Consider the following 12,598-nt stretch of genomic DNA (forward strand, 5'->3'; position numbering starts at 1 on the left):
GAATGCGATTTCCCCTACTTTGTAAAAACAGTATAAAACGGTTAGCGAGAGAGGTCAATTGACAGGTTCGATGTCGACCAAAGTGTTTCAAGGAATTCATCCACCTTTCTCTTATACTCTTCTTGTTCCATCACGAATGCTTCACCGTGATTGGCATCATCTACTAAAAACAATTCTGCATCGCTTTTTGTCTTCTCATACAGCTCTTTTGTCATTTCTGTCGGCACGAATGTATCCGCATTACCATGGATATATAAGATCGGTACAGTCGCACGCTGAACCGCGCTCAACGCATCCGCTTCCTTCAATGAATATCCTGCTCTGGCACTCGTCAGTAAACTCATATTGTCGAGTAAAGGAAAGGCTGGTAAATGAAACATTCGATCCAATTGATAAGCAAAGAGCTGATAGACGGATTGGTACGGACTATCTGCAATAATTGCTTTCACTTGTTTCGGTAAGTTTTCACCGCTCGCCATCAATACTGTTGCAGCACCCATAGACAAACCGTGATAGATCACTTGTGTCTGAGTGCCCATTTCTTCGACAAGCAACTCCGTCCAATCCATCACGTCTAGACGATCAGGCCAACCAAATCCATAATAATCACCACCGCTTTTTCCATGTCCTCTAGCATTCGGCATGAAAATGTTATGGCCGAGTTCCTCATGATAATATTGACCGTATAACCCCATTTGTTTGGCACGCCCTAAATAGCCATGTGTCAGAATCACCAATTTGTCGGTAGGCTGTTTAGCAGCTAAGTAATAACCCGTCAAATCTACACCATCTCTTGATGGCATATGCATTTCTTCAAATTCCTGTTGTTCTACCCAATCGATCCAGTCTCCATTTAAAAACACATCCATAGTTTCGGCCGATACTTTCAAATCTGCATTGCCCGTCAGGAAATCTTTCGGTCCACGCTTAATCGCCAAGTTGTAAAAGAAAAAACTTCCTGCTATTTGAAAAATGACGAAGAAAGCAACTAGTAAGACGATAACCTTTTTCCATCTAATTTTCTTCATTCTATATCCTCGTTTTCTTTGTAGTAACATTTACTCTTAGTATACAGCGAATGCGAAGAATACGTTAGGCCTATTTCATGAGAAAAACCCCAGTAGTTGGATTACAACTACTAGGGAACGCCTCATTCACTATTTTCGTATCTTACTTCTTATCGTTATTTTCTTCTTTCTCGGTAGCCTTATCTGCCCGTTTGTAATCTTTGGCATACAACACTTCCTGAGCGGATGAAAGGCCGTTGTTCTTATCAGTCAGTGTTTTGTGTGGTTGTTTGTTTTCACTCATATCTCAACACTCCTTTCCATCTTACTTTTAGTATTCCACTTATTCGTCAAATTAAACACGGAGAGTCAGTTATCGTTCTTTGGTTTTCTTGTTGAAACATCGTATACTAACTGCATAAGGGGCTGATCAACATGAATTTTCATATGACAGAACACGGTTTTGACACGGAGACGGAATTCGGCACATTACACATTTCATCAAATGAAGAAAAAGGGTTTCGGCCTTATCAGCTGATGGTTGCATCTATCGCAGCTTGCGGTGGCGGTGTCATGCGTAAAGTCCTTGATAAAATGCGCGTGCCAGCAGAAGACATTGCAATTGAAGTAAAAGAAGTGGTGCGCTCCCAAGATGATGCAAGTCGCCTGATGAAGATCCATCTTCATTTTACTGTTATCGGATCGGACGTTACAGACGAAAAAATGCCACGAGTCATGGAGCTAACAGAGAAAAATTGTTCTATGTTACAATCCGTAATAGGTTGTATTGATATTGTGAAAACGTACGAGATGGGTACGAAATAAGTTTCAATGATCCGACAAGAGAGTTCTTCCTTTTGTCGGTTTCTATGTTTAAAGGACCTTATTTTACCATTAAAATTCCTGTATAATGAATAGAATACCTAAAGGAGGTCTACTTATATGAAGAATAAACTAGTCGGGGTGTTAGCAGCTTTATTGATTTTTGCAGCAACACCATTTCAGGCGCATGCGGCCACACCATTTTCTGACGTAGACAAGCATTGGGCAAAGAAGGAAATCATGTATTTAGCTGACCGTAATATCATTGGAGGGTTTCCAGACGGTACTTTTAAACCAAATGATCCCATTACACGGGCGCAGGCATCTTCCATGCTCATCAAAGCATTGAAAATTCCATTGGTTAAAAATCCTACAGTGCAATTCAAGGACGTCTCGAAAAAGTCTTCCTATTATCAAATTCTTGCAACAGTGAATGAAAAAGGCATCATGCGTGGAGATAACGGCTTCATGCGTCCTGGTGAAGACACTTCACGAGCTCATATGGCTGCGATCATTCGTCGTTCATTTAACATACCTGTCGATCATCAAGCGACATTTGTAGACGTTTCTCCGGCCCATTGGTCATTCCCTGATATTAATGGGATTGCAAAAAAAGGAATCACTGGCGGTTCAGAAGGTAAATACATGCCGACTAACTCCGTGACACGTTCTCAGTTCTCAGCATTTTTAGTGCGTGCATTAGACGACTCTATGAAGTTGCGTGACTACCATTCCTATGTGAGTGTTAAAGGTAAAACGGTTGAACAAAATGGTTTTACTTATACTATTGCAAAAGACAAAAATTCTACTAAGCTATTTAAAGAGAATAAAAAGGCAGGAACACGTTCAGCAATCTTAGATAGCGCGACTATGCCAGATAACGGAATCAACCGAATACTGCTCATGGCGGGCTATCAAATGGTCCTATACAATGATGAAATATATATTCCGTATTGGAACTCGATCAATGCAGGAAATAAAATGCCGGCAAATTATAATCTAGTGAAGTTGAACGTCAATGACTGGAGTTACACGATCGGTAGTATTCCAATCGATCAAAAGTTCCGTAATATGTTCATTTGGAATGATCGGATCTACTATACACTTGAAAAGAATAAAGACCGCGTTTTCGATTCCAAATTTGATCCTACTACACCACTGGATGATCCATTGACGTTGTATTCAGTTACAATGGACGGGAAAAACAAAAAGACCTTATTGAACTTTGACGCGCGTGTTATTTTCGATGAAGTGGAAGCTACTACGAAAACCAATCAAGTCAGTCAAAACAATAAGTCTGTAGCATTCGACCTTTCTACGATGTATTATTTCAACAAAACAGGTGTGTATAAATATAATTTATTAGATAAAAAAACAAGCAAGGTTTCCAACGTTCTTGCGAAAGATATGGAAGTTACCGCTACACAGTTATTGGTGACCGATCAAGCTGGTAAGAAACATACACTTAAGAAATAAAAAAAATGGCTGGGACATAACTATCTCACACCGTTTCCCTGCACTCCGAAAGGCACGCTTTCCGAGGGGCGTGGCTTGAGCCAAGCGAACAACGTAGGGTTCGCTTTGCCGTATTTCTGTGTACTTTGCAGAAATTAAGGCACTTGTCCAGGGTCTCAAGACGCACGCTGATCCCTCAGGAGTCGGCCTTTCTCCGTTCCGGTACACTCTGTTACTCTAAAAAATATTTACTGATAAGAACAGAAAAAAAGCGTAAGGGACATTCCCTTACGTTTTTTCTGTTCTGTCTCAACCTCATTTTTTCTATCAATTTATAACGAGCTTAGCAACCATCCGAATCAATAATTGTCCAATGAAAAACGGAATAGCCGTTAGCAAGATGACCACATCTCGGCCAAATGGCTTGAACCACCCACCATCGTCTGAGATGAAATTCATAGCCAATAGTAAAGATACTATGGCTGTAATTATATTAATGAGTAATATATAACGAACCTTTATGGCACGAGATAAAATACCTGTTATCACAATATATAAAACACATACTACCAATAAATATGATGCATCTTCTCGCTTCATATACTGACCATACTCATAGAAATGAAATAGAAATGGCGCTGGGATCAAATTCATAACGAGCCATACTATGTTCAAATATTTTTTCACAATTACTTCATCACTCCCATTAGTTAAGGGTAAAAAATGCACTGTATATTTAGTCGGATTAGTGAACCTTCACATTCCTCATATACTTTCACGGTTTTTTCACCGGCACGTAACCGACGATCTCTACCAATTTCTGTCCTTGCGGTGAAGTGATCCATTCAATAAATTTTTCCACATTCGGATTTTCTGTGCCTGCTGTAATGACGTAAAACTCAGAGGCAATTGGATATTCATCACTTCGGATGGTTTCTTTCGTCGGCTCTACTCCATCGATTGCAAGCAATTTAATCTCCTCATTGCCCACCATCTCCGTTGAGTAATAGCGGAATGTATAGCCAATAGCATTCGTATAATTTCGATACTTTGAAACTTCCGATATGATACCACCCATTCCTTCGGCTACATTTTCTTTTGGAGCATCCATAATTGGAGTATCTCCCATCAGCCGTTCCAAACCAGTCTGACTACCACTATCTGCCGGTCGTTGGAATGCTCGAATTGATTCATTTTTGCCTCCAACTTCTTTCCAATTTGTGATTTTCCCTGCATAGATATCTTGGATTTGTTTTAATTCTAGATGATCAACAGGGTTCTTTTGATTGACAAAAAAGACAAATGCTTCTCGACCAACCGGTGTTAAGTTCAGCTCAAGACCTTGTTTTTCTGCCACTTTCATTTGGGCGTCGGAAGGAGCTGCTGCAAAAATCATATCTACCTTGCCAGAAAACAAATTCTCATAAGCAACAGGGGTTGTATTGACCATTACTTCACTATCATACGGATTGTATTCTTTTGTAGGATAGACTGCCTGAACAAATGCTGCATATAGCGGATATAGCGCAGTAGCACCATCTATTTTCGGTAATTCGTCTTTCAGTTCGAGTGTAGCAGCTTCATCAAGTACAGCCAGCTTTGATTCCTGTCCAATCGTAAACGGTTCATAATAATGTACCTCCACTTCGGCATTCACTATAGATATACTTTCCTTATACATATGCATGATTGGCCAAACTGCCGCTCCGATTATCACTGCTCCAGCAATAATGCTGAACGACCTTTTACGTTGTTTCGTGTTGAAGAAATGAAAAATCATCATGACGATCCACACATATAAAAGGATTACTGCACTAAGTGCTAACGGAATAAAGTGAATCAATCCCGTAAACAACAAATATAATAATCCCATTCCTGTGAAAAATAATAATGCCAGCAATAAAAGTACTGCAAATGCTATGGGTGCAATCATACGCGTTCCTCCCTTTTACTTTCGGCTCAGTTCCTCCAACCGATGCCATGCCTCGTTTTCATCAAATGAACTATACCAACGATAATGCTCCCCATCCAAAATACGAAAGTGCTGACTAATTACGTTTTTCTGTAAACGGAAACGGCCTTTTGTTGCCAATTCACGCCACCATACTTTACCGCCCATCGATTGATCTATCCGACGATCAATACCGTCATGTGCGATTGTTTCCAGTACTTCCAGTGGATCTCCGCCGACTGCCGCTTGCAATACGTCACTATCTCGAAATAATGCACAGACAGCGACAACAGCTGTCCAACTGGCCATTGCTCTCGCTTTTTCGATTTGGATCAATGTCTTTTTAGAAAGCCCTAGAACATCTGCCATCTTCTGTTGGGAATATTCTTTCTCTAAACGGATCACCCGTAACTTTAATGAAATCAGTTCTATTAATTGTTGCTGGTTCACAAGATCACCCCGGGGTTACATTTTATATCTATTGGTGTAATATTACACCAACACTTTTGTATATGCAACCAAATTTTCAAAACTCTCTGTTAACCATACAACTATCGATTCTTTCTTAAAATTATGATAAGATTTATTGACTTTGTGATTTAGTAAAAGAAACGAGGACTCTTATGAAACAGCGTGAACAATGGACATCCAAGATTGGTTTTATTTTAGCGGCTGCCGGCAGTGCCATCGGTCTAGGTGCAATCTGGAAGTTTCCTTATATGGCTGGTACGAACGGCGGTAGCGTGTTTGTGCTGTTATTTATCATTTGTACATTATTAATCGGTCTACCGATTTTATTAGCTGAATTTGTTATCGGACGAAGAGGACATGCAGATGCTGTGACTTCTTTGAAGAATTTATCCACAGGACGCAGTTGGGGATGGGTCGGATGGATGGGACTTGCCTCTTCTTTCATTATCCTGTCTTTTTACAGTGTTGTCGGGGGTTGGATTTTATCGTATTTAGCTCGAGCCTTTACGTTTACATTAGGTGGGCTGGATTATGGTGATCTGTTTAATACAACAATCGCGAATCCATGGGAAGTATTATTGGCACAAGCATTATTTATGGCACTAACGATCTTCATCGTTCAAAGCGGGATCCGTGGAGGTATTGAACGGGCTAGCCGCTGGATCATGCCTTTATTATTCTTATCATTCATTGTATTGGCGATTCGTTCGCTGACACTAGATGGCGCGATGGAAGGTGTGCGTTTTCTATTCGTACCAGATTGGAGTTATTTTAACGGAACTACATTCCTCGTGGCGTTAGGACAGGCATTCTTTTCGCTGAGTGTCGGTGTGACAGCGATGATGACCTACGCTTCCTATCTTTCAAAAGAAGAGAAGCTTGGACAGTCTGCATTTAATGTCTCGATACTGAACATAGGAATTTCTATCTTAGCGGGACTTGTTATTTTCCCTGCTGTTTTCGCCTTAGGACATTCACCAGAAGCAGGCCCCGGATTGATTTTCGTCATTCTACCGGCTATTTTCAATGAAATTCCGTTCGGCAGTGTGTTTTTAATCATCTTCTTTTTCTTGATGCTGTTTGCCACACTGACTTCTGCTATCGCAATGCTCGAAATCGTAGTTTCTACAGGCATACGCAAGAAGCATGATAGACGAAAACGTGCTTCGTGGGTGTTTGGTGGGCTAATCTTTTTAGTCGGTATTCCAAGTGCATTGTCATTTGGTTTGCTATCTGATGTGAGTATTTTCGGCAATTCCATTTTCGATTTTGCCGATTTGCTGACGAGTAGAATTGCCATGCCGCTCGGGGCACTCGCTGTGTCTCTATTTGCTGGCTTCGTGCTGACAAAAGAAGATACTGCGGAGGAGCTAGGAATGCATCCAGCTCTTCACTCGTTGTGGAAAGTGATTGTGCGCTATTTCGCACCTATTGCGATCGTCGTCATTTTCTTTACTTGGGTTCTAGGTATGTAAAAAGCACGCTGGAGAATTTCTCCTGCGTGCTTTTCTTTATATAATCTAGATGTCGGGTTAATGGAAAGGAACCGTTGATCGACGACTTTCTCACCCTGTAGCTTTTCTTCTTTTAGATATGCTTCATAAGCGTCTCTGCCACTTGCGTCAATCCCGCTAAGTCGTCTTCCGTGAAGCGATTTAGCTCAGGGCTATCGATGTCAAGTACACCAAACACTTCTCCATCTTTAATCAGGGGCACTACAACTTCGGAACGAGACGCTGCGTCGCATGCGATATGGCCTGGGAATGCGTTAACGTCTGGTACGACTAAACCTTTTTTCGTCTTTGCAACTGTTCCACAAACACCTCTACCAAGCGGTATACGTATACATGCCGGTAATCCCTGGAACGGGCCGAGCACGAGTTCATCGTCATCCATCAAGTAAAAACCAACCCAGTTGATGCGATCGAAGAATTGATTGAGTAATGCAGATGCGTTGCTTAAGTTTGCGTATACATTTGGCTCTCCAGACAAGAGTGCATCTAGCTGTGTTGCAAGTTGTGCGTATTTCTCTTGTAGGTTATTTGAATAATCAATAGGTGTGTACATAGTAATTCCCTGCTTTCTGTGTGTAGTTCTTACATTAATCATACACAGAATAACAGACTTGGAGAAGTAATCGAACTTCATTCGTCGTTTCACATCAATCCAATTTCACTTTTAGTACCTCACCCGTCACCGCATCTATTTTGACTTCATACTTATACCCTTCTGCCGTGCGGATATCTACTTCAAATATCAACATGCCGTCATCAAATTCCAATTCTGATTTCACTACTTCCCCCGGTACTCTTTGTCGCGCAATTTCGTTTGCTTGTTCCATCGTAATCCTACGATATTGCGGGTGTTGCCAATGATTCATCCAATACTCACTTTGCTGATTCAATGAACGATCCCTCCTATTTCTTTCTACGTTGTTACTTTATGCAAGAGAATCAAAAGATGCCCCTGAAGCTAGGCCTGTCGTTTACGAAAGAAAAACGGATTATTTCCAAGGAAATAATCCGTTTTTGTCAGGCGATCTGTGCTGAGTTAGTCTTTTGTTTATAACGCATCCAAATAATGAGCGGAATAAGTAGTAAGGAAATATAGGTTCCGAGAAAACTCAACATGGAAAAACCTAAGAAGGCCACGACAATTCCCGAAGCAAGTCCCCCCACTGTTCCTGCTAGTGCGACAAAAACATCGATACTTCCTTGGATCTTCGCACGAGTCAATACATCAGTAGAGTCAATGACAATAGCTGTTCCACTGATTAATCCGAAATTCCAACCAATCCCTAGTAATGTAAGGGATACGGACATCCAAAATATCGATTCGCCCGCTACATAGGCTGCAAGAATACCTGCGAGTGCAAGTGTCACACCCGAAGCAATCACCATGATCGGTCGTCCAATCCGATCTACTAATACACCCGTAAAAATGGACGGTAAATACATACCGGCAATGTGTAAGCCGATGACTAAACCAATACCAGATATCGAAGCACCATGATGTTGCATATGGACGGGGGTCATCGTCATAATAGCGACCATGACACCATGCGACAGTACGAGCACGATAGCTCCTATCCAAATCCCCATCCTATTGGCTGTATGTTGATGAGCCACATGCCCCTCAATCGACTCTATACGCTCTTTCTGTTCAGCCAATTCGATCTCACGGGCAACAAGTAAAGGATCCGGTCGTAAAAACAATAAAAAGGTTAGCCCCGATAATACGTATGCGACACCTGCAAGTAGAAATACACCGGTCAATGAAGGGATACCGATGAAATCTGCTACATGCCCCATTGGTAAAACGAGGTTGGGTCCAGCTACCGCACCCACTGTAGTTGAAACAAGAGCGACACTGACCGCAGTAGCTCGTTGCTTCTCATCGGCGAGATCTGTTCCGGCATAGCGGGCTTGTAGATTGGAAGATGTACCTGCCCCATAAATAAACAAAAAGATGAATAACACAGCTAGACTACCCGACATTACAGCAAAGATCACACCAAACGCCCCTACACCACCGGTAATAAAGCCTGCACCGAGGCCAAGGCGACGACCATATCGTTGGGATAGCCTGCCGACGAGATAGGCAGAAAATGCTGAACCGAAAGTAGACAGCGCAATGGGCATGCCGGCTAAACTTTCATTACCTGTCATGTCTTGAATTAAAAGCGCGCCTACTGTAATTCCAGCTGCCAGTCCGGCTCCACTAAATATTTGGGAAATGATCACGACAAGTAAGGAACGCTTATACAATTGTTTCTGCGCTTCTTTGGATGATGTGTAATATGAAAAGTCTTGCCGTCTCGTCATGGAGTTCCCACCTTTGCTAGTACTATGCAATAATTCTGTAAGTTAATAGATTTTTTACATTTCATTCATCTTATCACACATTAGCCAAAGGAGAGAACGGTCTTGTCCGTATACAAAAACAAGCAAGCCTAATTTTTCTAGGCTTGCTTGTTTCTTTAAAGGAGTAAACTCTCATACTAGCGGAGCGATAAAAATAGGATGATCCGAGAACTTTGCTATTCGCGCTTCCCCTTCGCGCACCCACTTCTCATCGTATACAATAGGACCGTCTTGATCTTCGGGTGTCTGGAACTGGTCGAGTCCGACAGAGGCCAGTACAGGACTGTCATCATCATCCAATCCAATGTTGATTACATGATTGATAATAAAGGGTACATCAAATTCAATCATGGCACTATCTTCATCGAGTTCACCGTCAATTACGTGAAATGGTATTCGTAAGTAAATCGTGTTGTCACCGTCCTGATTCAAGATAGTGTCGAAGTTTCCGCGGTCGAAGTCCCAGTTGCCTCCCATTTGAATATCGTGTTCTATGAGAATGTTACAAGCATCTCCAAATAATGATTTTTTTCCTGGTAAATTTGTTTTTAGTTCGATCATGGCATTTCCTCTTTTCTGTGTCAGTTATTTTTGTTGAACGTCTGATTGATGATAGTTTTAAGAATACCCTAGTTAGTTGTTTGACAAACTTTCCTAGTCAACTGAATTGGAAAACACTAATCCGAATCTCGGGTAAACTCGAGAGTTTCTTTGATCTACACTGACGGAAGCCTATGTCAACTTGTTTTTGTACAAAAGAAAAGACTACCCAGTAGGATAGTCCAACTTCATTTATTTCATCAGCTCTTTATACCGATTCAAACATTCTTCATACGCTTCTTGCACGGTTTCAGCCTCGATAACGTCTTGTCCAGTTGTAGCAAAACGAGCTACTGAGTGTTCATACTGTGGGTCGTAGTAGTGAGTCAATAGCTGTTCTACAGCTTCTGTAAAACGACCATTTTCTAGGTCTTCCTGGATTTGTACCGCAATGGGTTGGTGGATACGTTTGCGAATTCTTGAAAATGCTTCTAGAAACAGTTCTGGTTGTTTTTCCGGTTCATACTCAGAAAGAATTTCTTCGACACGCACTTTGATCGGCAGTCTAATAATCCACTGGGGGCTCTGTCCTTTTTTTTCAAACAGTAGTTCTGGCATATGTACTTGCCCTATACGTTTGCTTTCACCTTCTATGAAGATATACGGTTCGTTTTCATACTTTTCCAGTTTATCTGCAATTAGCAATTCGAATTTCTTCTGGTTGTTCGGCTGAACACCAATTTGTCCGAATATTGAACCTCGATGGCCTGCCATACCTTCCAGATCGATGACCGGACAACCATCTTCCATCAGCTTATGAAGAATCTTCGTCTTGCCACTTCCTGTATAGCCGTTTAGTACAAGTAATTTAGCTTTAATGGGTTCCTGCAGTTTCGCAATAACCCACTGGCGATATGTATGAATCCCGCCACTAATTCGGCTTGAGCGGATTCCCATCAATTCTAGTACGGTCATTGCCGTTTTGCTCCGCATGCCGCCACGCCAGCAAAACACAGTGATTTGCGTGTCGATTTTTCTGAACTTCGCAATGAATTCGGGTAATTTTTTAGAGAAAATAGCCAGACCATGATCCATTGCTGCTTGTTTTCCTACTTGCTTATACAGTGTACCCACTTCTGCACGTTCTTCATTCGAAAAGATCGGAATGTTGATACTGCCTGGGATAGTTGCTTCCTCAAACTCTTTCGGAGAGCGTACATCGACTAATGTGTGTGAGTGATTTTTCTGTAATTCAAGTGCGTCTGTCAATGTAATATCTCGTACCATGTAATTTTCCATCTCCTTGATTTACTGCACGATAATTCGACCGTTATGTTCATCGGTCACTTCTCCAATAACATGTGCATCCACGCCAACTTCACGTAATTGTGCATGTAAACGTTCTGCTTCATCTCCAGCAACTGCTACAAGTAAACCACCTGAAGTTACTGCATCACATAAAATCCATCTGCCGATTTGATCTAGCGATTCTGGATATTCGACCATATCTTCTATATGCGCAAAGTTATTTTTCGTACCGCCCGGAACCGAACCAGCTTCCGCCAGTTCTCTTGTACGTGGTATTACAGGAACTTTCTCATGATCGATTCGTAAGCATACACCGCTACCTGTTGCCATTTCAGAAGCATGTCCAAGCAAACCGAATCCTGTTACGTCTGTTGAAGCATGAATACTGTAATCATCCATTACTTCAGCCGCTGTTTTATTGAGTGTTGTCATCACTTTTGTCACGTGAATTTCTTCATCTTCAGACAATAATCCATTTTTCAACGAAGTGGTCATAATCCCTACACCAATCGGTTTTGTCAGGATCAAACGATCACCCGATTTTGCTCCAGCATTTGTACGAATCTTGTCAGGATGTACCGTTCCAGTTACTTGCATACCGAACTTTGGTTCCTGATCGTCGATGGAGTGGCCACCTACGAGAACTGCACCGGCTTCTTTCAATTTGTCAGCGGCTCCGCGCAAGATCTCTGTCAAGATACCACGATCCAGTGTATGAATCGGGAATGCGACGATGTTCAATGCTGTAATTGGTATACCGCCCATTGCATAGACGTCACTGATCGCATTCGCCGCCGCCACTTGTCCAAAATCATATGGATCATTGACAATGGGCGTGAAGAAATCTAGTGTCTGTACGATAGCAGTCGTATCATTAATCTTATAGACACCCGCGTCATCGCCTGTATCCAATCCGACAAGTAAGTTAGGGTCCGCAAGGCCAGGAGGCAATGTACGTAGAACTTCAGCTAAATCGGCTGGTCCTATTTTACAACCACAACCTCCTTTTGAAGATAATGAAGTGAGTTTTACAGAAGAGTTTCGCATTACGGATATCAACCTTTCAATTTGTAATCCTTTAATTTTACCATAGAGTTTGCATTCTAGATCTGTTGGGCACTTAAGATTCTAATGGCCAATGAAAAAAAGACTACGCTTCAAGGCATAGTCTTACATGATGC

14 protein-coding genes are annotated in these 12,598 nt (G+C 41.7%); 3 read left to right on the plus strand and 11 right to left on the minus strand.

Annotation, left to right across the window (positions count from 1 at the left end; all coding sequences use genetic code 11):
* Window positions 1-41: 41 nt before the first annotated feature.
* Together SporoP17a_RS09130 and SporoP17a_RS09135 are read right to left on the minus strand one after the other, a co-directional pair.
* The gene (locus tag SporoP17a_RS09130) at window positions 42-1,028 is read right to left on the minus strand and encodes an alpha/beta hydrolase (RefSeq protein ID WP_083034367.1); all 987 of its coding nucleotides are present in this window, start codon (window positions 1,026-1,028) and stop codon (window positions 42-44) included.
* A 142-nt stretch (window positions 1,029-1,170) separates the two neighbouring features.
* The gene (locus tag SporoP17a_RS09135) at window positions 1,171-1,311 is read right to left on the minus strand and encodes a YfhE family protein (RefSeq protein WP_083034368.1); all 141 of its coding nucleotides are present in this window, start codon (window positions 1,309-1,311) and stop codon (window positions 1,171-1,173) included.
* 131 nt (window positions 1,312-1,442) lie between these two features.
* Between SporoP17a_RS09135 and SporoP17a_RS09140 the strand changes: the two genes are divergently transcribed.
* Complete coding sequence (locus tag SporoP17a_RS09140; RefSeq protein WP_083034369.1) at window positions 1,443-1,832, plus strand: OsmC family protein; 390 nt, start codon at window positions 1,443-1,445, stop codon at window positions 1,830-1,832.
* A gap of 117 nt (window positions 1,833-1,949) precedes the next feature.
* Window positions 1,950-3,305: an S-layer homology domain-containing protein gene (locus SporoP17a_RS09145; protein WP_083034370.1), complete on the plus strand. Its 1,356-nt coding sequence runs from the start codon at window positions 1,950-1,952 to the stop codon at window positions 3,303-3,305.
* A gap of 306 nt (window positions 3,306-3,611) precedes the next feature.
* On the opposite strand, the gene SporoP17a_RS09150 is transcribed toward SporoP17a_RS09145, so the two are convergent.
* From SporoP17a_RS09150 to SporoP17a_RS09160, 3 genes are all read right to left on the minus strand, one after another.
* Complete coding sequence (locus tag SporoP17a_RS09150; protein WP_083034371.1) at window positions 3,612-3,971, minus strand: hypothetical protein; 360 nt, start codon at window positions 3,969-3,971, stop codon at window positions 3,612-3,614.
* 88 nt (window positions 3,972-4,059) lie between these two features.
* Window positions 4,060-5,217, minus strand: coding sequence for a PstS family phosphate ABC transporter substrate-binding protein (locus SporoP17a_RS09155; protein ID WP_083034372.1), 1,158 nt, complete (start codon window positions 5,215-5,217; stop codon window positions 4,060-4,062).
* Window positions 5,218-5,232: 15 nt separating this feature from the next.
* Window positions 5,233-5,685 (minus strand): helix-turn-helix transcriptional regulator, encoded by a 453-nt coding sequence (locus SporoP17a_RS09160; RefSeq protein WP_083034373.1) that lies wholly within the window; start codon window positions 5,683-5,685, stop codon window positions 5,233-5,235.
* Between the two features lie 173 nt (window positions 5,686-5,858).
* Between SporoP17a_RS09160 and SporoP17a_RS09165 the strand changes: the two genes are divergently transcribed.
* Window positions 5,859-7,181: a sodium-dependent transporter gene (locus SporoP17a_RS09165; protein WP_083034374.1), complete on the plus strand. Its 1,323-nt coding sequence runs from the start codon at window positions 5,859-5,861 to the stop codon at window positions 7,179-7,181.
* Window positions 7,182-7,293: 112 nt separating this feature from the next.
* On the opposite strand, the gene SporoP17a_RS09170 is transcribed toward SporoP17a_RS09165, so the two are convergent.
* The 6 genes from SporoP17a_RS09170 to selD form a co-directional block, all read right to left on the minus strand.
* Window positions 7,294-7,773, minus strand: a complete 480-nt coding sequence (locus tag SporoP17a_RS09170) for a GAF domain-containing protein (RefSeq protein WP_083034375.1) — start codon at window positions 7,771-7,773, stop codon at window positions 7,294-7,296.
* Between the two features lie 94 nt (window positions 7,774-7,867).
* Entirely contained in the window at window positions 7,868-8,110 is a 243-nt protein-coding gene (locus SporoP17a_RS09175) for a PepSY domain-containing protein (RefSeq protein ID WP_199173593.1), read from the minus strand.
* 127 nt (window positions 8,111-8,237) lie between these two features.
* Complete coding sequence (locus SporoP17a_RS09180) at window positions 8,238-9,530, minus strand: MFS transporter (protein ID WP_083034376.1); 1,293 nt, start codon at window positions 9,528-9,530, stop codon at window positions 8,238-8,240.
* Window positions 9,531-9,701: 171 nt separating this feature from the next.
* Window positions 9,702-10,130: a YugN family protein gene (locus tag SporoP17a_RS09185; RefSeq protein ID WP_083034377.1), complete on the minus strand. Its 429-nt coding sequence runs from the start codon at window positions 10,128-10,130 to the stop codon at window positions 9,702-9,704.
* A gap of 231 nt (window positions 10,131-10,361) precedes the next feature.
* Entirely contained in the window at window positions 10,362-11,396 is a 1,035-nt protein-coding gene (gene mnmH, locus SporoP17a_RS09190; protein ID WP_083034378.1) for a tRNA 2-selenouridine(34) synthase MnmH, read from the minus strand.
* A 21-nt stretch (window positions 11,397-11,417) separates the two neighbouring features.
* Window positions 11,418-12,464, minus strand: a complete 1,047-nt coding sequence (gene selD, locus SporoP17a_RS09195; protein WP_083034379.1) for a selenide, water dikinase SelD — start codon at window positions 12,462-12,464, stop codon at window positions 11,418-11,420.
* Between the last annotated feature and the right edge of the window lie 134 nt (window positions 12,465-12,598).

Origin of the sequence: Sporosarcina ureae (assembly GCF_002082015.1) — a bacterium.
In the GTDB taxonomy this organism is placed as follows: Bacteria; Bacillota; Bacilli; order Bacillales_A; family Planococcaceae; genus Sporosarcina; species Sporosarcina ureae_A.

Bases quoted from the DNA above. Each gene is read 5' to 3' on its own strand.
- mnmH (WP_083034378.1), bottom strand. From the start codon at position 11,396: ATGGTACGAGATATTACATTGACAGACGCACTTGAATTACAGAAAAAT.
- SporoP17a_RS09165 (WP_083034374.1), top strand. From the start codon at position 5,859: ATGAAACAGCGTGAACAATGGACATCCAAGATTGGTTTTATTTTAGCG.
- SporoP17a_RS09140 (WP_083034369.1), top strand. From the start codon at position 1,443: ATGAATTTTCATATGACAGAACACGGTTTTGACACGGAGACGGAATTC.
- SporoP17a_RS09185 (WP_083034377.1), bottom strand. From the start codon at position 10,130: ATGATCGAACTAAAAACAAATTTACCAGGAAAAAAATCATTATTTGGA.
- SporoP17a_RS09170 (WP_083034375.1), bottom strand. From the start codon at position 7,773: ATGTACACACCTATTGATTATTCAAATAACCTACAAGAGAAATACGCA.
- SporoP17a_RS09155 (WP_083034372.1), bottom strand. From the start codon at position 5,217: ATGATTGCACCCATAGCATTTGCAGTACTTTTATTGCTGGCATTATTA.
- SporoP17a_RS09135 (WP_083034368.1), bottom strand. From the start codon at position 1,311: ATGAGTGAAAACAAACAACCACACAAAACACTGACTGATAAGAACAAC.
- SporoP17a_RS09130 (WP_083034367.1), bottom strand. From the start codon at position 1,028: ATGAAGAAAATTAGATGGAAAAAGGTTATCGTCTTACTAGTTGCTTTC.
- selD (WP_083034379.1), bottom strand. From the start codon at position 12,464: ATGCGAAACTCTTCTGTAAAACTCACTTCATTATCTTCAAAAGGAGGT.
- SporoP17a_RS09145 (WP_083034370.1), top strand. From the start codon at position 1,950: ATGAAGAATAAACTAGTCGGGGTGTTAGCAGCTTTATTGATTTTTGCA.
- SporoP17a_RS09180 (WP_083034376.1), bottom strand. From the start codon at position 9,530: ATGACGAGACGGCAAGACTTTTCATATTACACATCATCCAAAGAAGCG.